Annotated in this window: 20 protein-coding genes and 1 tRNA gene; 8 read left to right on the top strand and 13 right to left on the bottom strand. The window is 67.1% G+C overall.

From position 1 onward, the window contains the following. Positions 1-3: 3 nt before the first annotated feature. Genes pknB through F6W70_RS16695 form a run of 7 tightly spaced genes read right to left on the bottom strand, consistent with a single transcriptional unit; the run spans position 4 to position 8858 of the window. A complete protein-coding gene (pknB, locus tag F6W70_RS16725; RefSeq protein ID WP_151487386.1) occupies positions 4-1692 on the bottom strand; it encodes a Stk1 family PASTA domain-containing Ser/Thr kinase in 1689 nt (562 codons plus the stop codon). A 45-nt stretch (positions 1693-1737) separates the two neighbouring features. Beyond that, a complete protein-coding gene (locus F6W70_RS16720; protein WP_318278935.1) occupies positions 1738-3474 on the bottom strand; it encodes a protein kinase domain-containing protein in 1737 nt (578 codons plus the stop codon). Then, positions 3471-4925 (bottom strand): peptidoglycan D,D-transpeptidase FtsI family protein, encoded by a 1455-nt coding sequence (locus F6W70_RS16715; RefSeq protein WP_055871591.1) that lies wholly within the window; start codon positions 4923-4925, stop codon positions 3471-3473. The genes F6W70_RS16720 and F6W70_RS16715 overlap by 4 nt, the downstream gene beginning before the upstream one ends. 1 nt (position 4926) lies before the next feature. Continuing rightward, entirely contained in the window at positions 4927-6312 is a 1386-nt protein-coding gene (locus F6W70_RS16710; protein WP_151487385.1) for an FtsW/RodA/SpoVE family cell cycle protein, read from the bottom strand. Next, positions 6309-7610, bottom strand: a complete 1302-nt coding sequence (locus tag F6W70_RS16705) for a PP2C family protein-serine/threonine phosphatase (RefSeq protein ID WP_017829948.1) — start codon at positions 7608-7610, stop codon at positions 6309-6311. Before F6W70_RS16705 ends, F6W70_RS16710 begins: the two co-directional genes overlap by 4 nt. A 7-nt stretch (positions 7611-7617) precedes the next feature. Continuing rightward, positions 7618-8136, bottom strand: coding sequence for an FHA domain-containing protein FhaB/FipA (locus F6W70_RS16700; protein WP_055875493.1), 519 nt, complete (start codon positions 8134-8136; stop codon positions 7618-7620). After that, positions 8133-8858 carry an FHA domain-containing protein gene (locus F6W70_RS16695; protein WP_031205859.1) on the bottom strand — a complete coding sequence of 242 codons (726 nt, stop codon included), beginning with the start codon at positions 8856-8858 and terminating at the stop codon, positions 8133-8135. The genes F6W70_RS16700 and F6W70_RS16695 overlap by 4 nt, the downstream gene beginning before the upstream one ends. Before the next feature lie 144 nt (positions 8859-9002). Here F6W70_RS16695 and F6W70_RS16690 point away from each other — a divergent pair. Beyond that, a tRNA-Leu gene (locus tag F6W70_RS16690) sits at positions 9003-9085 on the top strand. 937 nt (positions 9086-10022) lie between these two features. Next, positions 10023-10754 carry a hypothetical protein gene (locus F6W70_RS16685; RefSeq protein WP_151487384.1) on the top strand — a complete coding sequence of 244 codons (732 nt, stop codon included), beginning with the start codon at positions 10023-10025 and terminating at the stop codon, positions 10752-10754. A 387-nt stretch (positions 10755-11141) separates the two neighbouring features. Here the strand turns inward: F6W70_RS16685 and F6W70_RS16675 are convergent, their stop codons facing one another. Beyond that, positions 11142-11639 carry a MarR family winged helix-turn-helix transcriptional regulator gene (locus F6W70_RS16675; RefSeq protein WP_127481387.1) on the bottom strand — a complete coding sequence of 166 codons (498 nt, stop codon included), beginning with the start codon at positions 11637-11639 and terminating at the stop codon, positions 11142-11144. Positions 11640-11718: 79 nt separating this feature from the next. Here F6W70_RS16675 and F6W70_RS16670 point away from each other — a divergent pair, with 79 nt between their 5' ends. The 4 genes from F6W70_RS16670 to F6W70_RS16655 all read left to right on the top strand — a co-directional run bounded on the left by F6W70_RS16670 (position 11719) and on the right by F6W70_RS16655 (position 15426). Next, positions 11719-13830: an MMPL family transporter gene (locus tag F6W70_RS16670; RefSeq protein ID WP_151487382.1), complete on the top strand. Its 2112-nt coding sequence runs from the start codon at positions 11719-11721 to the stop codon at positions 13828-13830. A gap of 128 nt (positions 13831-13958) precedes the next feature. Continuing rightward, positions 13959-14144 (top strand): hypothetical protein, encoded by a 186-nt coding sequence (locus tag F6W70_RS16665; protein ID WP_151487381.1) that lies wholly within the window; start codon positions 13959-13961, stop codon positions 14142-14144. Positions 14145-14165: 21 nt separating this feature from the next. Then, entirely contained in the window at positions 14166-14642 is a 477-nt protein-coding gene (locus tag F6W70_RS16660; RefSeq protein ID WP_151487380.1) for a MarR family winged helix-turn-helix transcriptional regulator, read from the top strand. Continuing rightward, on the top strand, positions 14635-15426 hold the full coding sequence (locus F6W70_RS16655) for a DNA alkylation repair protein (protein WP_318278934.1): 792 nt from the start codon (positions 14635-14637) through the stop codon (positions 15424-15426). The genes F6W70_RS16660 and F6W70_RS16655 overlap by 8 nt, the downstream gene beginning before the upstream one ends. Before the next feature lie 80 nt (positions 15427-15506). Here F6W70_RS16655 and F6W70_RS16650 read toward each other — a convergent pair whose 3' ends face one another. Further along, on the bottom strand, positions 15507-16700 hold the full coding sequence (locus F6W70_RS16650) for an MFS transporter (protein ID WP_151487379.1): 1194 nt from the start codon (positions 16698-16700) through the stop codon (positions 15507-15509). Between the two features lie 78 nt (positions 16701-16778). On the opposite strand from F6W70_RS16650, the gene F6W70_RS16645 reads away from it, so the two are divergent. Beyond that, positions 16779-17222: a winged helix-turn-helix transcriptional regulator gene (locus F6W70_RS16645; RefSeq protein WP_151487378.1), complete on the top strand. Its 444-nt coding sequence runs from the start codon at positions 16779-16781 to the stop codon at positions 17220-17222. Positions 17223-17246: 24 nt separating this feature from the next. Here F6W70_RS16645 and F6W70_RS16640 read toward each other — a convergent pair whose 3' ends face one another. Then, complete coding sequence (locus tag F6W70_RS16640) at positions 17247-18215, bottom strand: GNAT family N-acetyltransferase (protein ID WP_151487377.1); 969 nt, start codon at positions 18213-18215, stop codon at positions 17247-17249. Positions 18216-18851: 636 nt separating this feature from the next. On the opposite strand from F6W70_RS16640, the gene F6W70_RS17890 reads away from it, so the two are divergent. Further along, entirely contained in the window at positions 18852-19004 is a 153-nt protein-coding gene (locus F6W70_RS17890) for a hypothetical protein (protein WP_170287949.1), read from the top strand. 30 nt (positions 19005-19034) lie between these two features. On the opposite strand, the gene F6W70_RS16635 is transcribed toward F6W70_RS17890, so the two are convergent. The 3 genes from F6W70_RS16635 to F6W70_RS16625 all read right to left on the bottom strand — a co-directional run bounded on the left by F6W70_RS16635 (position 19035) and on the right by F6W70_RS16625 (position 20910). Next, positions 19035-19295: a hypothetical protein gene (locus tag F6W70_RS16635; protein WP_151487376.1), complete on the bottom strand. Its 261-nt coding sequence runs from the start codon at positions 19293-19295 to the stop codon at positions 19035-19037. A 311-nt stretch (positions 19296-19606) separates the two neighbouring features. Then, entirely contained in the window at positions 19607-20410 is an 804-nt protein-coding gene (locus F6W70_RS16630) for an SDR family oxidoreductase (RefSeq protein WP_151487375.1), read from the bottom strand. Next, positions 20407-20910: a MarR family winged helix-turn-helix transcriptional regulator gene (locus F6W70_RS16625; RefSeq protein ID WP_151487374.1), complete on the bottom strand. Its 504-nt coding sequence runs from the start codon at positions 20908-20910 to the stop codon at positions 20407-20409. Before F6W70_RS16625 ends, F6W70_RS16630 begins: the two co-directional genes overlap by 4 nt. Between the last annotated feature and the right edge of the window lie 37 nt (positions 20911-20947).

The raw sequence follows: 20947 nt of genomic DNA, 5'->3' as shown, positions 1-20947 counted from the left end.
CCGCTATCCGGTGCAGAAGAAGATCTGCACCGACGAGCCGACGGGAACGTCACCCGGAGCCACCGACATCGAGTGGACGGTCGTCGGCTGTGTGGCCGGGCACTCCGCCGTCTCGGCCGGCACGGCGACCAGACCGAGATCGCCGAGGTTGGTCGTGGCGGCATCGACGGTCCAGCCGACGAGGTCGGTCAGCGTCACCTTGCCGCTGGCCACGACCAGGTTGATGACGGTTCCCGGATCCAGTTCGGTCTCGGCCTTCTCGCTGGCGGAGATGACGGTGTTCGCCGCCAGGGCCTTGTCGTTGCGTTGGATGACGGTGCCGAGCTCGAGCCCCGCCGCCTTCAGCGCGTTCGTGGCATCGCTGAGCGCCATGCCCTCGATCTTGGGCATGACCACGGTCTCTTCGCCCGCGGAGACGTACAGCGTGACCGTGGATCCCTCCTCCACCGAGACGCCCGCTTCGGGGTCGGTGCGGATCACGTTGCCTTCGGCGACCTCGGAGCTCGTCTCGATCACGATCTTCGACGAGAGGTCGAGCCCTGCGAGGTCGTCCTGCGCGCGTTCCGACGAGACGTTGACGAGGTTCGGGATGATCCGTGAGCTGCTCGACACCTCAGGGGGCCGCATGCTGATCGTGACGACCCAGAACAGCACGGAGGCGAGCAGCACGGCGAGCAGAGCCACGCCCGCCCAGATCCACGCGACCGGCGGACCGGACTGGGTTCTGGTCATGGTCGTGTCGGTGCTGAGCTGACGCAGCGACCGCGCGGTCTCCTGCGCCTGCCGCGGGCTCGCGCCGTAGAGCTCGCTGGTCAGCGCTCCGAGTTCCTTGCGGGTCGGAGCGTTTCCCGTCATGGCGGAATCCAAGGCCGCGCGGAAGTGCGCGGCATCCGGGTATCGCTGGTACGGGTCCTTCGCGAGCGCGCGGAGCACGATCGGGTCGAGGGTGCGGGGAGCTTCCTCGTTCACCTCGGTCGGAGGAACGGGGGTCTCGCTGACGTGCTGGTAGGCGACGGCCACCGGTGACTCGCCCCGGAAGGGCTGGCGGCCCGTCAGCAACTCGTACAGGACGACACCGGTGGAGTAGAGGTCGGCTCGAGCGTCGACGGGCTCGCCCTTCGCCTGCTCCGGCGAGAAGTAGGCGGCGGTCCCGATGATCTGGGTGGTCTCCGCCACGGTCGACGACGAGTCGGAGACGGCTCGGGCGATCCCGAAGTCCATCACCTTGACCTGACCCTTGTCGGTCACCATCACGTTGCCCGGCTTGATGTCGCGGTGCACGACACCGGCGCGATGCGAGTAGTCGAGCGCCTCGAGGATGCCGTCGACGTAACGCACCGCGTCGGCCACCGGCACGGGGCCGGCGGAGATGATGTCCTTGAGCAGGGTGCCTTTGACGAGCTCCATGACGATGTACGGCGGCTCATCGGAGCCGATCTCACTCGTCGACGGGTCGCCGGCGTCGAAGACGCGGACGATCGACGGATGCGACATGCGCGAGGCCGCCTGCGCCTCGAGCCGGAATCGGTTGCGGAAGGCGGTGTCACGCGCCAGTTCGGGGTCGAGGACCTTGATCGCGACCTCGCGCCCGAGCGTCAGGTCGTACCCGCGGTACACCTTCGCCATTCCGCCATGCCCGATGAGCTCGTCGACGCGGTACCGGCCCGCGATGACTCGTGGCTCTGTGGACACGGATGACCCCCCTGGAAACTACTCTTGCTGAAACTGAACTACAGGTTACCCGTCGGTGCCGGTGTTCCCATCGCCGGGATTCGCTGCCGCAGTGATCGTGACCGAGAGCGGCGGAGATGCGGCCGAGGTGCGCTGGTCGCCACCGGAGCACATGCCCTGGTAGGTGACGATGAGCTGCTGGCCCTCGGCGTCGGCGATCTTCACCTGCGTGTTGCGCTGGGTCGGCTGGAAGTTCGGTCCGCCCGACACGAAGGAGCCGTTCTGTACCGAGACGACGTAGCCGGAGAGGGTGGTGCCGCTGGGGCAGGTGAAGCCGGTGCCCCAGGAGATCGTCACCGTGGAGCCGGCGACGGGGTCGCCGGTGATGGTCGGGGCATCGCTCGGCGTCGGCAGACCGGCGCGAGCGGCGTAGACCGTGAGGGTGATCGGCTGGGTGGTCTCGACGTTGCCGGAGGGCGCGACGCGGTACACCGTGCCGACCTCGGCATCGGTGGGCGCCGGGTCGCCGTCGACGCAGGTGATCTCGCTGTTGAAGCCGGCCTCGGTCAGCGTGGCGGTGGCCGCCCCGCAGTCCTTGCCGTTCAGGTTCAGCGCGGTCACATCGACGCGGGTCACCTCGGGTGTCGGAGTGGGAGTCGGCGTCGGGGTCTGAGAAACCGAGGTGGTGGGCGAGGCCGAGGGCTCGTCGTCTCCGTTGCCCTGGTTCGCCAGCATCGCCCACACCGTGCCGCCGAGCACGATGACCAGCAACGCGATCAGGGCGATCAGGGGCCAGGTCCACGGGCTGCGCTTCTTCTTCTTCTTCTCCTCTTCCGCAGCGTCCTCGGTGGGCAGCTGAGCGGTGGTGGGGAGGATGCGCGTGGTGCCGTCGTCGCCGGAAGCGTTCAGAAGCCTGGTCGCGTCGTCGCCGCCGGCGATGCCGCCGGTCGCGATGGCGGGAACGGCGATGGCCGCCGAGTTCAGATCTCCGCGACGCAGGGCCTGGGCCGCGCGTGCCACCGTCGCCGATGACGACGGACGGTCACTGGGCTTCTTGGCGATCATGGCCATGACCAGGTTCTGCACCGGGATCGGAACGGTGGGGGGCAGAGGCGGCGGCTGCTCGTTGATCTGCGCCATCGCGATCGCCACCTGCGACTCGCCGGTGAACGGACGCTTGCCTGCCAGGCACTCGTACGCGACGATGCCCAGCGAGTAGGTGTCGGTCGCGGGCGATGCCGGGTGTCCTGATGCCTGTTCGGGCGAGAGGTACTGCACGGTGCCCATGACCTGACCGGTCGCGGTGAGCGGCACCTGGTCGGCGATGCGGGCGATACCGAAGTCGGTGATCTTGACGCGGCCGTCGGGCGTGATCAGCAGGTTGCCCGGCTTGATGTCGCGGTGCACGAGGCCGGCGGCGTGAGCCGCCTGCAGAGCGGAAGCCGTCTGGGCCACGATGTCGAGCGTCTTGTCGGCGCTCAGCGCGCCGTCGCGCTCGAGCACGGTCGAGAGCGCCTCGCCGGGCACCAGCTCCATCACGAGGTAGGCGCTGCCGTTCTCCTCGCCGTAGTCGAACACGCTGGCGATGCCCTCATGGTTCACGAGAGCGGCGTGACGGGCCTCGGCCCGGAAACGCTCGAGGAACCCGGGGTCCCCCATGTACTCGTCCTTGAGGATCTTGATGGCGACGGTACGTCCGATGACGTGATCCGTCGCTTCCCACACCTCGCCCATGCCACCGATCGCGATACGCGACTGCAGCTCGTAACGACCACCGAACGACACACCCTGCGTCGGCCTCATCTGCCCAGCACCGCCTCTATGACCTTCTTCGCAATCGGAGCGGCGATGGTGTCGCCGCTACCTGATTGTCCCTGTCCGCCGCCGTCTTCGACGACGACCGCTACTGCGACCGCGGGGTCGTTCGCCGGCGCGAAGCCGGTGAACCACAACGTATGCGGCCTGTTTCCGTTCTCTGCGGTGCCCGTCTTACCGGCCACGTCGATCCCGTCTATTCTTGCACCCTGGGCCGCGCCCGTAGCGACGCTCGCGACCATGGCCGCGGTCACGTTGTTCGCCACGTCGGCCTCCATCGCCCGTCCGAACTCGCTGTCCTGGAACGCCTTGATGACGGAGAGGTCGTTCCCGATCACGGCGTCGACCATGCGCGGGTTCATCACGACGCCGTCGTTTGCGAGTCCGGCAGAGACCATGGCCATCTGCAGCGGGGTCGCGGTGACCTTGCCCTGGCCGAATCCGGTCAGCGCGGTCTGGGCGTCATCGAGGGCGCGCGGGTAGCTCGAGGCCGTCGAGGTCAACGGCGTGTCGAACGTCTGGTTGAAACCGAGCTTGTCCGCCATCTCGCGGATGGTGTCGTCGCCGAGCTCCACGGCGAGCTCGGCCATCGGGATGTTGCAGCTGAGCCTGATCGCCTCGGCGATGGTGACCGTCTCGCCGGGGCCGCAGGTGCCGCCCCAGGCGTTGGAGACGCGGTTCGTCGAACCGGGCAGGGTGTAGGAGATCGGGTTCGGCAGCGTCGAGTCGGGAGTCCAGTTGCCTGTCGCGTAGGCAGCGGCCGCGACGACGACCTTGAACGTCGAACCGGGAGGGTTCAGATCGCCCGCGATCGCCCGGTTGGACAGCGGCTTGTTCGCATCGGCGACCAGCTGGTCGTACGTCGCGTTCGCCGCATCCGCGTCGTGCGTCGCCATCAGATTGGCGTCGAAACCCGGCGTCGAGACCATCGCCAGGATGCGTCCCGTCTTCGGGTCCATCGCGACTACCGCGCCCTTGAGCCCGTCGAGGGCCTCGTAGGCAGCCCGCTGCGCCGCGGTGTTCAGGGAGAGCTCCACGCTGTAGCCGCGCTGCGGCTGGCCGGAGAGGATGCGCTCGACCTCGCCGAGGAACGCGTTCGAGCCGGTGCCGGAGAGCTCGGCGTTCATGGCCCTCTCGATGCCGGTGCTCGAGCCCAGAGCCGGGTTGAAGTACCCGGTCACCGGCTCCCACATCGGGGCATCGGTGTAGACGCGCTGGAACTGGTACCGGTCGTCGCTGGGCACCGAGCTGGCGATCGCGACACCGTCGACGATGATCGACCCTCGCTGGATCTCGTAGCTGTCGAGCCGGGTGCGCTTGTTGTTGCTGTTCTGGGCCAGCGCGTCCGCCTCGACGACCTGGATCCAGCTGGTCGCGGCGAAGAGGGCGATGAACATGAACAGCATGATGATGCTGAGACGGCGGAGTTCCTTGGTCATGTCAGCCGATCACCACCCGGGGCTGACGGCGCACCCCGTCGGAGATGCGCAGCAGCAGCGCCACGATGAGCCAGTTGGCCACGAGGGAGGAGCCGCCCGCCGCGAGGAACGGTGTGGTCAGACCGGTCAGCGGGATGAGGCGGGTGACACCACCGACCATGATGAACACCTGCAGCGCGATCGTGAACGAGAGCCCGGTGGCCAGCAGCTTGCCGAAGTCGTCCTGTCCCGCGAGGCCGATGCGCATGCCGCGGCTGACGAACACCATGTACAGGCAGAGGATCGCGAACAGCCCGATCAGTCCGAGCTCTTCGCCGAGGCTGGTGATGATGTAGTCGCTGTGGGCCAGAGGCGTGACCTCCGGGCGGCCCTGGCCCCAGCCGGTGCCCATGAGTCCACCGCGTGCAAGCCCGAAGAGCCCCTGCATGGGCTGGTAGCCGGCGCCGTCGGGGTCGACCTGATCGGCATCGAACAGGAACAGCCAGTTGATGAAGCGGCCCTGCACATAGCTGAGGATCTGCGTCGCGAGGGCGACACCGGCGACCACGAGGGCGAGGCCGATGAGCACCCAGCTGGTCTTGCCCGTCGCGACGTAGAGCATCGCGACGAACATGCCGAAGATCAGCGTTCCCGTGCCGAGGTCGCGCTGGAACACGATGATCCCCAGCGAGATGAGCCAGACGACGAGCACGGGGCCGAGCTCGCGCATGCGGGGCCAGGTGATGCCCATCACGCGCTTGCCGACGGAGGTCAGGCTCTCGCGGGTGCGCACCAGATAGCCGGCGAAGAAGATGGCCAGGCAGATCTTTGCGAGCTCACCCGGCTGGAAGGCGAAGGCGCCGCCGAGCGACACCCAGACCGCCGCGTTCGCGTCCGGGATGCGCAGGCCGGGCACGAACGGCAGCAGCAGGAGCAGGATTCCGGCGAGGCCGAAGATGTAGGTGTACCGGAACAGGATGCGGTAGTTGCGCAGCAGGATGACCACCGCGATCGCACCCGCGAGCGAGATCGCGGTCCACGCGAGCTGCTTGGTCGAGTAGGCGTTCCAGCCGGTGTTCTTGAAAGCGATGTCGATCCGATAGATCATCGCGATTCCGAGGCCGGTGAGCAGGGTCGCGATGGGCACGACGAACGGGTCGGCGTCTGACGCGACGAAGCGCAGCACGATGTGCAGGGTGAAGGCGAGCGCGGCGAGGCCGCCACCGATCGCCAGGATCATCGGGTCGATCACGCCGAGTGCGCCCAGCTGCACGAGCGTCAGGGCGGCGCCGCTGATCGCGCACGCGAACAGCAGCAGCCAGAACTCGCGGTTGCGTTGGTTCTGCGGCATCCGGATGCGCTTGAGGGCCTTGATGACACTGGTGTCGGCCGCGACGTCGGTGCTCATCCCTCACCGCCTTCGGGGGTGTCGACAGGTGTCGGCATGGGCGTGGGCAGCGGGGTCTCGATCGTGTTCGCGTCGGCACCCGCTTTGAGCCGGTCCACGATCGCCATCGCGTCGGAGAGGGAGCGCGCGGTGATGGTGCGCTCGACCGATGCCCGCTGGTACGGCGGCAGGTTCGCAAGGAGGATGTCGGTGTCCTGGATCGGGGTCGACAGCGTGATCGGTCCGATGTTCTGCTGCACGCCCTGGAAGATCACCACGCTGTCCTCGTCGGCGCCGATGAAGTAGCGCGTCTGGGTCCAGCTGTACGCGGCGAAGGCGGTCACGCCCAGCATCGCGATCACCACGAGAGCACCGGCGATCCAACCGAGTCGACGGCGCTTGGCACGACGACGATCCTCTTCGATGAGCTCCTCGAGGTACTCGGGGGCCGGCTCGAAGTGGCTCGGCTCGTTCGCGGCCTGGCGCACCGGGTGCAGCCAGTTGCCGCGGGGAGGGCGCACCGGGGGTACGTACACGCCGTCGGGGTTCGAGGCCGAGCCCACGATCGTGGGCGTGCCCGAGTGGATCGGGTGCTGACCGCCGACGTCGACCAGGACGATCGTGACGTTGTCGGGCGCTCCGCCGTCGAGCGCCTGCTTGAGGAGGTTGTCGGCGGTGCGTCCCGGAGCGAGGCCGAGCTGCATGGCCTTGAGGATGTGGGGTTCGTCGACCACGCCGGAGAGTCCGTCGGAGCAGAGCAGCCAGCGGTCGCCGGGTTGCGTGTGCATGACGAACATGTCGAGCTCGGGGTCGGAGTCCATGTCGCTGAGCACGCGCATGAGCACGGAGCGGCGGGGGTGGTAGCGCGCCTCTTCCGGGGTGATGCGGCCCGAGTCGACCAGGCGCTGCACGAAGGTGTGGTCGGCGGTGATCTGCGTCAGGGCGTCGTCGCGGTAGAGGTAGATGCGCGAGTCGCCGATGTGGCCGATGACCGCGTACTCGTCGACCATGATGATCGCGCTGACGGTGGTTCCGAGACCGGCGAGCTCCGGTCGATCCTTCGCGGCACGGATGAGGTCGCCCGCTGCCGTGGTGGCCGCGGCCTGCAGTGAGGCTTGCGCGTCTTCCGTCGACGCATACGGCTGGTCGAGGGGCTCCAGACGCTGGATCGCGATGCTCGAGGCGACGTCACCACCGGCGTGGCCGCCCATGCCATCGGCGACGACGAAGAGGTTCGCTCCGGAGTAACCGGAATCCTGGTTGTTGGAGCGGACCTTCCCGGTGTGGGAGATCGCGACGCTCGAGCCTTCGAAGACCATGCCGGCGTCAGGCTCGCAGCTCGAAGGTCGTGGCGCCCACCTTGATGGGCGTGCCGAGCGAGAGGGCGACGGGCGAGCCGGAGACGCGCTGGCCCGCGACGAAGGTGCCGTTGGTGGAGTCGAGGTCCTGGATCGCCCAGCTGTCGCCGCGCAGCATCAGGCGCGCGTGGTGACTGGACGTGTAGTCGTCACGGATCACGAGAGCGGACTCACTGGAGCGGCCGATCGTGAGGGAGTCGGCGCTGAGCGGCAGCTCGAGACCCGCCTTGGGGCCTGAGGTGATCACGAGACGCTTGGCGGTCGCGACCGTCGCCGGTCCGGTCGACGGGCGGGCGGATGCCGGCTTCGAAACGGGGGCCGCGGGTGCACCCGCGGCCGCAGGTGCCCCTGCCGTCGCCTCGACGGGGAGCTTGCGCACTCGCACACCGAAGAGGTCGGCGCGCAGCGAGTACACGACACCGAACACGAAGAACCACATCAGGAGGAGGAACCCGATGCGCAGGAGAAGAAGGATCAGTTCACTCAACCGAGGGCTCCGAACGCTCGGGTGGCGTCATCGCCCCTGGCCGCGGGACGCGAGGGTGCGGCCACGGGGACGATGCGGAACACCAGGTCGGTGCGTCCGATCGTGATCGTCGTGTCTGTCGGGAGGGCGGCTTCGCGCAGCTTCTGCCCGTTGACCTTCGTGCCGTTGGTGGAACCGAGGTCGCGCATCATGGCGCGCTCGCCGTCCCACAGGATCTCGACGTGCTTGCGGCTCGACCCCGCGTCAGCGATCGTGATGTCGGCATCCGAGCCTCGACCGATCACGGTGCGGGCGCGGGAGATGGAGTGGCGACGACCGTCGACGTCGACCACGGCCTGCCAGCTGACGCGGCCCTCGACGGTGCCCGAGCTCACGCGCACCGTGCCGGTCGCGACCTTCTCGTCGGCTTCGAGGCTGATCGAGAGCGGTCCCGCGAAGCTATAGCCCTGCGACGTGGCGTGCGCGGTGAGAAGAGCGTGCAGCTCGTCCGTGAGAGCGCCGCCGAGCCCGCGCATCCGCTCCGCATCGTCGGCGCTCAGACGCACCACGAAGCTGTTGGGCGCGATGATGCGATCGCGGCTCACGACCGCGGCCTTCGTGTCGGCTTCACGCCGCAGCGCCGAAGCGATCTCCACAGGCTGGATGCCGCTACGGAAGGTCTTGGCGAACGCGCTGTTAACTGCGCGTTCGAGACCCTTCTCAAAGCTGTCAAGTAGTCCCACTGGGCTCCTCTGGCATGCCGACTGGTAGACACATCGTAGCCAGGTGTCCTGGGGGAACGCCGCCGATGGCCCTCCAGGCATGTGCAACGAGGCCGAAAACGCATGATATCTTTGGGAAGTTGAGTTCTTCGGAACGAGACACTCGCGCGAGTGGCGGAATGGTAGACGCGCTGGCTTCAGGTGCCAGTGTCCGTAAGGACGTGGGGGTTCAAGTCCCCCCTCGCGCACAGCGAGGCCCTGTTCGTTTATTCAGGGCAATCTGTTCGTAAATTGAAAGAGCCGGTCAGGACATGTTTCTGGCCGGTTTTTTCATTCGCCGCGGATGCGCGGCCTTGATCTGCTCATCAGCGCCGGATCGGCGTCGCCAGCGGTCAGGCTGCCCCGCGTTCGCCAATCCCGGGGCATCGACGACAGTTGGAACCTAGCTATGCCCTCTCCCGGGTTTCGTCTTTCACGTGCGCCGAAAATCTGGTGGGATCCACTGGGACCTGCCGCGAACCGTATCGAGTCACCCGGTAGAGCCCCGGGGTTGCTGTCCCGCCGCCTACTGGACAGAGTGATGGCGGTGCGAGCGAACTCGCACCGCCATCACTTTCTTCCGCTTAGGCCGTCGCCCGCTTCATGCTGATTTCGTCGGCCTCTTCCTCGTCCAGCATCGCGACGAGCTCGGCCACATTTACCGCGATGTCCGCCATCGGCTCCTCGGCGGTGCTGAACCCACCACGAGCGGTCGGTGCGGAGCTTGTCCAGCATCGCCAGCGTGACCAGCACGATGCCGATCCGCGAGCTGACCAGACCGCGGTCGATGGCGACGCGCATATCGATGCCTGGGCACGGGGTCACCTCGCTGAACCAGACGGTCATGCGTATGTGCCGGCAATCTGGTGGTCGCTCACGCAACCGGAGGCCGTGCGGTTGGGAGTTTCGGCCGCGTCCCGAAGGTTCGGAGGGAGCGGGCGGCGCAGGGCTCATGAGCGCGATCGCCGGCTGTATGCAGCGCCCGGAGAGGTTCATGCCGCAGACGTGTGTCCATTCGGGAGGGCTGCCCTCCGTCGATGGGCACGGGTGACTTTCGTCTGTCCTCCAAATGCCCGACAGACAGGACTGTCGGGGGCAATTTAGGGTGAGATCGCTGGATTATCCACGGGAGGGAGTTCAAAATGCGTGTACGAAGAACTTCCCGGTGCAGTGACAGACGCACCGGTTGAGACGTCGAGCATTCCGTCGGGGCTGTTCCGGGGTGAGGGTGACCCGCTGCTATCGACCGCCGTTGCGGGTTCCACTGTGACGAGCTTCGCAACCCAGGATGGGGTGCAGACGCTCATCCAGATCCCCGATGCCTCGTCTCCGAGCGAGTATCGCTTCCCCCTAGATCTTCCAGAGGGCGGGGAACCGGTGCTCAGCAGCGATGGCGCTGTCATGATCCTTGACGCCGACGGTGAACCGGTGAGCGGCTTCCGAGCACCGTGGGCAGTCGATGCAGAGGGAAACGCCGTCCCTACTTCGTTCCGGCTAGAGGGCCAGGAGCTCGTCCAGGTTGTGGAGTTCAACGCCAGTACGGTTTTCCCCGTGGTGGCTGATCCTGACTTGGGCGTGGAGTGGTGGGGTCACTGGGTGCGCCTTACCCGGGGCGAGACTAGGACCGCAGCCAACATCATCGCGAACAATCAGGGCCCGGCTGTACTGGCGGGAGTGGCTTGTGGCGCACTGCCAGGACCCGCAGCTCTCGGGTGTGGAGCAGCGGTGGCGCTCGCGTACTTCAAGTTCGTAGATCCGGTCAACAGGGCCAACAGCGCGGGCAAGTGTGTTGCAATCAACTACCCATGGACGGCATTGTCTACCCCTCAGATCGGGTGGGTCGGCATTAGCGTCACCACCGTGAACTGCACAAGGTAGGTAATTCTGATGGAATCGTTCCGTGGCCGACTGATAGTCAACTTGCTGATAGCGCTCTTCATCTTGCTGGTGCCGCTGCTGTCTGGCAACCCGATCACGTGGTGGAACGTCGGAGGAGCAGTGGCAGTATTGATCCTCACCTTCCTTACGCGGGGGTGGTACACGAAGCCGCGGGGTCGGCAGGACGCCGACGAGTAGAACCGTTGAGCACGCCGCAGGGGCCTCCGCTTCACAGCTGCTGCGATCGAAAGAGCCGGTCAGGTTGTCAATCTGACCGGCTCTTCTCGTATGCGGATGGAGTTCGATCGCTGCTCTCGCGTGCGTTGGTGTTCGGGTCTTCCTTGCCGAAACCGATCGAGCGGGGTCACCCTGCGGCTTCGGTGCCCTTCATTCGGAGTCCGATGATCCCGAATGGGCGTGCCGCCGCAGAGACTCGCTGACCTGCCGCAGGTAGCGGGTGATCACGTCTTGTTCGGCAGGCGTGAAGGCGTCCAGTTCAGCGTCGATCCCCATGATCATGGGGATCAGGCGACCCATCGCCTTGTCACGCGACGCGCGCCGCGGAGCTACGAGGATTCCTCGGCGGTCGTTCGGGTGGGGTTCTCGGGAGACGTGGTCGAGCGCGACGAGGCGGTCGACGGACGTGGTGGTCGCGCCCGCAGAGAGCCCCACTCTCCGCGCGAGCTCGGTCGGGGCCAGAGGACCGCTCATGAGCAGGTGCTCCATCACCTGCAGATCGGTGGGGTTGACCCCGAGTTCATCCGCGAGGGAGGACTCGAAGAGTTCGCTGAGTTCGATGAAGTCCCGAAGCAGGGCCGTCGCCGGACGGGCAGGGATGAAGTCCGCCCCGTCGGCGTCGAAAGGTGGCACCCCGCTCGATTGCATGACCTCCACGATATCGCTACTATCTTTCGATAGTCATATAGTTTGATGATCAAACTACTATCCAAGGTTGGGACTTTTCATGGGCGCACTCACACGGTTCCTGACGTCGGCGAAGACATCGTGGATCATTCTCGTGATCACGGCGCTCGCCGCAACCGCGCTGTTCGCCCTCGCCGGCAGCGAGGAGTCCGAGACAGCCCCGTCGGTCGGTCTGCCCTCTTCCGCCGAATCCGTCAAGGTAGATCAGTTGCTCGAAGAGTTCCCCAGCGCCGACGCGACCTCGGCGCTGCTGGTCTTCGCCTCCGAAGACGGCGTGCTCGACGAGAAAACGCTCTCCCTCATCGATCAGAGGGCATTCGGCGATCTCGCCGCGCTCGCCCTCGACGGCGCCGTACCGCCCGCTCAGGTCTCCGACGACGGAACGGTCGCCCTCGTGGTGGTGCCTCTCGAGCCGGAGCCCGACGTTGCGGAGCAGACTGCGCGCGCGCAGGAGATCCGCGACATCGCCGCTGCGGACCTGGAGGGAGTTAGCGTCTATCTCACGGGCGCTGAAGGCTTCGAGGTCGACATCGCCGCCGTGTTCGACGGGGCGGACTTCACCCTTCTCCTCACCACCGTCATCGTCGTCGCCGTTCTGCTGCTCATCACCTACCGCAGTCCATGGCTGTGGATCGTCCCCCTCGTCGTCATCGGCCTGGCCGACGCACTCGCGGGGATCGTCGCACGACAGGTTGCCAGCGCCGTCGGCATCCAGCTCGATGCGTCGATCACGGGCATTCTCTCTGTGCTCGTCTTCGGTGCGGGGACGAACTATGCGCTCCTCCTGATCGCCCGCTACCGTGACGAACTGCGTCTGCATGAGAGTCGCAGAGAGGCTATGCAGCGGGCCCTTCGCGGAGCCGGTCCCGCCATCATCGCCAGCGGCTCGACGGTCGCACTGGCACTGCTCACCTTGCTCCTCGCCGAGATCGCGGGCAACCGTGCGCTGGGGCTGGCCTGCGCCGTCGGCATCGTCGTCGCGATGTTCTTCGCGCTCTTCGTGCTGCCCGCTGCTCTCGTGCTCTTCGGCCGCGGCCTGTTCTGGCCCTACATCCCCCGATTCCAGTCGCCCGACGCGATCTCCCGCAGCGTCTGGGGGAAGCTCGGTCGCGGAGTGTCGAAGCGTCCGGTCGTGGTGGCGACGGTCGGATTCGTCGTTCTCGGCGCGATGGCCAGCGGGTTGCTGTTCGTGCAGACCGGACTCTCCCAGAACGACCGCTTCCTGCAGAAGCCCGAAGCGGTGCAGGGCCAGGAGGTCCTCGCCGAGGCGTTCTCCGCCGGAACCACCTCCCCGGCCATCGTCCTCGTTCCTCTCGAGGACGTCGAGGCGGCGACCACCGCTCTCGCGGATCTCGACGGTGTCGACGCGGCGAGGCCGGGAGAGACGACGGATGAGTTCGCGCGGATCGATGTCACCCTCGACGCCAGCGCCGAGACCGACGCGGCTTTCGCCACCGTCGAACGCATGCGCGAAGCGCTCGACGACGTCGGATCGGGCGAAGGGCTCGTCGGAGGGCTCGACTCGCAGGCGCTCGATGTCGCCGAAGCCCAGGCGCGGGATCAGGCTCTCCTCATCCCCCTCATCCTCGCGCTGGTCTTCGTCGTGCTCGTGCTCCTTCTTCGGGCCTTCGTCGCGCCGCTGCTACTCCTGATCGCCGTCGTCGCCAGCTTCTTCTCGGCGATCGGGGTGAGCTGGTGGTTGTTCCAGTCGCCACTCTTCGGATTCCCCGCCATCGATACGAACGTGCTGCTGTTCAGCTTCCTGTTCCTCGTCGCGCTCGGTGTCGACTACAGCATCTTCCTCGTCACCCGTGCGAAAGAGGAGGCCGCCCGACTCGGCACAAGCCAGGGCATGATTCGTGCTCTCGCCGCGACGGGCGCCGTGATCACCAGCGCCGGCATCCTCCTCGCCGCGGTGTTCGCCGTCCTGGGTGTTCTCCCCCTCATCACGCTGACGCAGATCGGCGTCATCGTCTGCATCGGCGTGCTCATCGACACACTCCTCGTGCGGACGGTCATCGTCCCCGCACTCGCGTTCATCACTCGTGACAGGTTCTGGTGGCCCCGCCGGCCCGCTCTGACCGATGCCGAGGCCGCCCGACAGGGCGCCGACGCGCTCGCGCCTGAACAGCCCCACGCGCTCTCGCGGTGACGGAGGACGCCCATGCGCGGTGGTGGAACATCCGCCTGCGGCACGACGACGCCCCTCCCTCAGACCGATGCGTCGAACAGTCGGCCCGGCGACGATGGGAGTGTCCCCTCCCCTAGAGAAGGCGTCCCGTGACCTCACGCACCCCAGCCCTCGATTCGCTCGCGCTCGCCGCCGTCGGTCTCAGCACCTCGGCGCTCGCGCTCGCCGCCTGTGCTTCCCCCACCCCTGCCGAAACCTCCCCTGCGGGTGTCGGATCGTTCGATGCCGAGACGGTCGGGAACTCGCCGGAAGAGGCGCGGTCCGAGATTTCGTAAGCCGCCTAGTAATCTGGGGGGATGACGGATGCAGTGGGGACCAAGCAGGCGCTCCTGCTGTCGCGACTCGGCGACGACGAGGCTGCGCGCTTGGTGATGACGGTGCTCACGACCGCGCGACGGATCGACGCGGCCTGCGCGGAGCTGCTCGCTCGACACGATCTGTCGGAGGGGCGGATGGCGGCCCTCCTCGCGGTCTCCGCTGAGGAGGGGATCACGCCACGGCTGCTGGCGACCCGGCTCGCCGTGACCTCGGCGACCGTCACGGGACTTCTGGATCGACTCGACCGCGACGGGTTGATCGAGCGACACCCGCACCCGACAGACGGGCGCACGCACACGCTCGTGACGACCCTCGCCGGGGAGCGGCTCATCGCCGAGCTGGTCCCGGTCTACGCCGAATGGCTCCGTCAGCTCGGGACCGGGATCAGTGCCGCCGATCGCGACCACGCTGCCCTCGTCTTGGCGGCGATGCAGCGGAACCTCGGCGATGAGTAGACAGGTGGGAGGACGGGCGGCCCGCACATCGCCCGGGGTCGACGCGGAGCACCTGAGCGCACTCGACGCGGGCCTGGCAGCGTCGAGGACGCTGTCCGACGCTCTTGCGATCGATCACACGATTCTGTTCCGCAACGTCTTCCCCGACTCCGACGCTGCCCTGCGCGCCGAAGTCGCCGAGGCACAGCAGCTGGGCATCCTCAAGCGGATGACCCGCATCGGTGCCGCCCTCGCGACCCGCTGTGATTCCGGCGAGATCGAAGACATGGCCGTGCACCCGTCCGACACCGTGCGCGGGTGGGCGTGCTTCCTCATCGCTGCGCAGCCGTCCGCCACTCCCGTCGTGGTGCTCGATCGACTCCGACGGTTCGCCGACGATGAGCACTTCGCGGTCCGCGAGTGGGTGTGGATGGCAGCGCGCCCGGTGCTCGTCACCGACCTCGACGCCAGCATCGACATGCTCGCCGCGTGGACCGGCGACCCTTCCGAGCGCGTTCGCCGATTCGCCAGCGAAGCGCTGCGTCCGCGAGGCGTGTGGGCCGCCCACATCGCTGCGCTCAAGAAGCAGCCGGAGCGCGGAGAGCCGATCCTGCATCCTCTGCGCGACGATCCTTCCCGCTACGTCCAGGATTCCGTCGCCAACTGGATCAACGACGCGGCGAAGACCCGTCCGGACTGGGCCGTCGAACTCTGCGACCGCTGGGGCGCCGCGAGCGACGATGCCGCCACCGCTCGCATCATCACGCGCGCGCTGCGCTCTCTCGCTCGTTCTTCCGCGGGGTGAACGGCGAGGGCCCTCTTCGAATCCGACCGATTCGTTACGTGCCGCTCCCCGCTGTGGCCGGAGTCGTGCACGAAACGCGATCAGCGCGATGCCCGAGCCGACTCGGACTCACCCCGTCGAGTGCCGTGCACAGAGAGGGTGCCGAGAGCCCAGGCCGCGAGGCCTGCGGCAGCGAAGGCCGCGCCGAGAACCACGGAACCCGTCCACCCCGATGTGCTGAAGGCCAAGGTGGTCGTGGCCGCGCCGACGGCTGATCCCAGGGAGTAGAAGATCATGTACCCGCCGATGGCCGTCGAAACGCGGTCGGGGTGCAGCACGGTCAAGATGTGTTGGTTGCTCACATGGGCGGCCTGCACGGCGAAATCGAGCACGACGATGCCGACGATCACCATGGTCAACGACCAGGGGAGCTGCCCGATCAGCGCCCAGGATGCGACCAGGGCGAGGAGTGCGAGACCGGTGACCCTGTTGGCCTTGCCGGCGTCTGCCCAGTGGCCCGCGCGCACGGCACCCAGGGCGCCCGTCAGGCCGGCGAGGCCGAAGAGTCCGATCTGGGTCTCGGTGAGATGCCAGGGCGCAGATGTCAACGGAAGCGCCATCCCGCTCCACAGTGTTCCGAACGATGCGAAGAGGAAGAACGCGATCGCGCCGCGACTGACGAAGACAGGGTCGCTGAGGAGGCGACCGAGACCGCTGACGAGCTCTGTGTACGGACGGGCGGGCCGGCGCGCATCACTCGGAAGGGCGAGGAGGGCCATGGTTCCCAGAATCACGGCCAGCAGCGCCAGAGAGAGGTAGACGCTGCGCCATCCCCAGATGTCGGTCAGCGCCCCGGCGATCAGTCGCGAGCCGAGAATGCCGACCACGACCCCCGATGTCACGAATCCCAGGTTGCGCCCTCGTTCCGCGGGATCGGAGACCGCCGCGGCATAGGCCACGGTCGTCTGGACCACGACCGCGAAGAGTCCGGAGAACGCCAGCCCGGCGTAGGCCGCCCATGCCATCGGGGCGGCGGCGACCACGATCATGCCGATCCCCACCAGGCCGAGATGGAATGCGATCAGTCGTCGTCGGTCGAGTCGGTCGCCGAGTGGGACGAGCACGACGAGTCCGACGAGGTAACCCAGCTGTCCGACGGAGACGAGCCAGCCCAGCGTGTCGGGCGCAACGCCGAGATCGCGCCCGATCTCGGTGAGGATGGGCTGCGCGGCGTACACGGTCGCGACGGCGACGGCACAGATCGCGGCCAGCAGAATCTTGGTCTTGAGGTACACAGGTGTCCTTTGGTTGCATATTGCTACCGAATGAACCGTAGGGCATAATGGTTTCAAATCGCAACTCTTGGAGATGTCATGGGTGAATCCACCGGAATTCCGCAGTGGACCGATTCGAACTGCCCGGTCGCTCGGGCGACCGACCTGGTCGGCGACCGATGGAGCATGCTGATCATCCGGGATGCGATGGACGGAGCCCGCACGTTCACCGACTTCCAGCAGCGCACGGGTATCGCGCGCAACATGCTCGCCGATCGCCTCCGCAGACTCGCCGGGTACGGGATCATGACTCGCGTCGAGGCCCCGGCCGGCAAGCGGAAGCACTACGAGCTGACCGCTGCCGGAGAGGAGCTTTTCCCTGTCATCCTCGCCCTGCGACACTGGGGAGAGGAGCATGCTTTCGCCGAAGGAGAGGCGCATTCGGTCCTGGTCGATGCCGCCGGTGCGACCGTGGCTGCGACTGAGCCAGTCGGTACAGACGGCAACCCGCTGACGAGCCGGAACACCCGCGTCGTGAGGTGAGTGCGTCCTGAACCGGGGAGATCGTCAGCCCAGCGGACCCTCGAGGATGGTGAGCACATCGACCTCTTCGAATCCGACCGATCTGTTGAGGGCGAGCATCGGCGCGTTCGTCAGGGCCGTGTAGGTCTGCAGAAACCGTGAGTCCGAGCTCTCCGGGAGGCTCATGAGACGACGGAGGTTGGCGACCTTCAACGCGCGGCCGATCCCACGACCACGAACCCGTTGCGCGACGAAGGTGTCGTCCTGAAGGACGATCTTCGGATCCGGCCGTGACAGCAGGATCTCGGTGTACCCCACGGCCTCCCCGTCCGCGCGCGCCACGCTCCGCACCAGGGCATACCCCTGTTCGGACATGCGCTCCTCGTTCCGGCGAACGGCCGCGACGTCGGCGGGCGCGGGGGTCCGTGTCAGGTCGCCCATCGGCACGTCCTCCGACATGTGAGCGCGAAGCCTCGCCCAGTCCTCGAGCAGCTCATCCGGACACGCGTCCACCCAGGAGACGATGTCGACGTCTGCGAGTGCAGTCGGGAGCCGGTCGAGTGTCTTCGTGGAGACCGGGAGATCGACCACCTGGCGACTCTCGCGGACGCCCACCTGGAGCCCTTCGGAGCGTGCGAACGAGACCCCGGCATCGGAGTACGTCTCGGTGCGCATCATCGTGGCGGTGCCGCGCAGCGCGTTTCGGATGGCGTGGAGCAGCGCACGTGCGACGCCGCGGTGGCGGAAGGCGTCGAGAACCGCGATCTCGACGTCGGCAGGTTCGCCAGGATGCACGTGCGCTTCGGCCGCCCCGACCGGCACCTCGTCGATCTCCGCGAGCAGCAGCACTGAGCGGCGAGTCGGATGCGGGCTCTGGAACTGCAGGCGCGTCGCCTCGTCGCTGCGCGACCACACCTTCTGCCGCCCGGCCGAGTAGCCGTCTCGGAGGATGCCGTTCCACCGCAGAAGCTCTGCGACGTCGCGAGGATCGACATCCCTGATCCGGATGCTCATCAAAGGTCACGACGCTCTCGGTGTTCGCAGACGGACAGGTGCACGATCCAGGTTGCCATACCGCCGAGTCGTTCTCCCCTCTCGTGCGGCCGCGGGGTATCTGAGATGGTGGATGCGGGATGTGCCCCTGAGTGACGAAAGGGTGAGCGATGAGCGGACCTGATCTCCCGGTGATCGGGGTCGAGGGCGCGTCATCACGGTGGTCGACGTGGTGGCTGGCATCCGGAGCGCTGTTCATCACGGCGGCCCTGTTGGCCGCGTTCCGCAGTCTTCCCGGGACGCTCGACGTCGATGCCCTCGCGATCATCTCGACCGCATCGACCTTGGCCTTCTGCCTCGCGCTGGTCGCCGCTGGTATCGGAGCTGCGCGCCGCGATGGCACTCTTCGACTTTCCAGAGGGGGGATCGTCGCCTTGTTCCTCCTCGCCGGCTGGATCCCTGTGGGGCCGCCACTTCTGATGGTTTCGTTCGACTTCACCTCGGCGGTGCCGGTCTACGTGAACGCCCTCGTGAAGTTGGGGCTGTGCGGTGTGATCGTCGCCGGGGTGCTCCGCCAGTTCGCTGGCGAAGCCGTGGCGGTTCATCCCTGCGATCGCGCTCGCCGCCGTGGTGCTGGGGTCGTTGATGGAGGTCGCGATGATGTCGGGCAGTGTCTCCGACCAGAACGCGATGATCCTCGTCTCCAATGTGCTGATCCTGACGTGCATCCTCGCCACCGGGGCGCTGGGTGCCGTTGCGCTCAGGGCTGCTCGCGCACGGGCGGGCTCGGTGGCCGTGTTCGGAGGATGACCGTCCTCACGGCACCCGCTCGTAACCCGCTCAGGGCGAGGTGTGCACACCCAGCTCGCTGGTGTCGCGGAGCCCGTGCGCGTCGAGGTAGGCGCGGATCGTCTCGTGGACGATGCGGATCTGTGCTTCGTTCCCCATCGCGGCCCGCATGGCGTCCATCGTGGGTGCCGGCTTGCCGTTCACCCGGTCCAGCGCCTCCCAGACGATGTCTTCGCGGGAGCCGCGGCCCATCGAATGCGGCATCGAGCTGAACACCGGGTTGGGCTTCCAGTCGTTTCGGTTCTCCTCCATCAGCGATTCTCTCCTGTCTTCGGGTGCCCCTGAATGCGGGCGCACTCGGTCCTGTGCGCGGGCACGCCGAACACACCCGGGGTGGCGATGCTGCCCCCGATGGACGACGCGCTGTCCGGCGGCCAGGCCCTTCCCCAGTGAGGCCGGATGCCGGTGGGAAGAAGGGGATGTGGTCGTCCGGTTCTCTTCGAGAGTACACCTTATTTTGAGTCGCTAAAAATAAGGGAGACGACGGGACAGGAGGAAGATGCTGAAAAGGCCCGGTCCGCAGCGGGATCGGGCCTTTTCGTCGCGTGGCGTGGCGTGGCGGGTCAGTCGCGCGGGACGTCGTTCCAGGACCAGATGTCGTCACCGCGCAGCACTGCGTCGGCGCCGCCGTCGCAGTAGATGGTCTGGCCGGCCATGTGGGTGTTGGCCGGGCTCGTCAACCACACCAGCAACTCGGCGATCGAGGATGCCGGCTGGTGGTAGTTCAGCGGCATCGGCACGGCGGCGTCGACCTGCGCCAGACCCTCCGGGCTGGCCAGCAATCCGGCGGTCATCGGCGTGGTGACGGTGCCGGGGGCGACGGCGTTGAGGGGGATCCCGGCGCCGGCCCAGGCTTCGGAGACGGATTCGCGGCGGACCCAGCGTGACAGGGCGCGCTTGCTGGAGGAGTAGTTGAGGAACCCGCCCTCGGCCGTGACGGCGAGCTGATCGCCGATCTCGAGGGCTCGGCTCTCGTCGCCGTCCAGGGCCGCATCGACGAGGTCTGGAGACACCGGCTGCAGCGATGCCATCGATGAGACCACGGCGGCGCGCGGCTGGTCCGCCAGACTCAGTTTCGGCAGCAGCGCGGTGAGGAACTCTGTCACGCCGAAGTAGTTGATGGCCATGGTCTTGGCGATCGGTGCGGCAATTCCGGCGCAGGCGATGATCGCATCGATGCCGCCGTCTGCTGCGGCGAGAACGGCGTCCGCCGCAGCGATCCGGCCGGCGGGTGTCGAAAGATCACCCGTGACCTCCACTCCGCCCAGGTCGACCCCGATCACGGTGTGTCCCTGGGCGCGAAGCAGTTCGGCGGTCGCGGCACCGATGCCGGATGCGGCGCCGGTGACGACGTAGGTGCGGGTCATGTTTCCTCCTGGGGTGATGAGACGTGGTCGGATGACGACGGGGATGCGGTGGCCCTGGATGTCGATTCGGGAAGGGCGGCGACGAAGCGGCTGAGATGGGCCTGGAACTGGGTGATCTCGTGCGCGGACCAGCCGGTGAGCGCGCCGCCGACCATCTGCTGCCCGGAGGCGACGAGGCGGGCGTAAGCGTCTCGGCCCGCATCCGTCAAGCGCACCTCGACCGTCCGCCCCGTTCGTACGCGATCGAAGAGCCCCCACGCCGACATGCGCGACACCAGCTTCGACGTCGTCGGGCGTGACATCGCCGCTCGGTCGGCCAGTCGACTGAACCCGAGGGAACCGCCGTGCATGCCGACCACGTACAGGGCTCGTACCTCGACGACGTCGAGGGATCCTCCGACGCTCGCGGCCACCTGTGTCTGCAGCTCGCCCTGCGTCCACTCCGCGACCACGCGAACCAACGCTTCGCGGATGTCTTCGATCTCGTCATCGACCGCCATAAGACAAAGGATATCAGTTCAGTTGCGTGGGGCAACT

This window comes from Microbacterium maritypicum (assembly GCF_008868125.1).
Classification (GTDB): domain Bacteria; phylum Actinomycetota; class Actinomycetes; order Actinomycetales; family Microbacteriaceae; genus Microbacterium; species Microbacterium maritypicum.
This window is presented reverse-complemented; position numbering and strand designations above follow the sequence as displayed.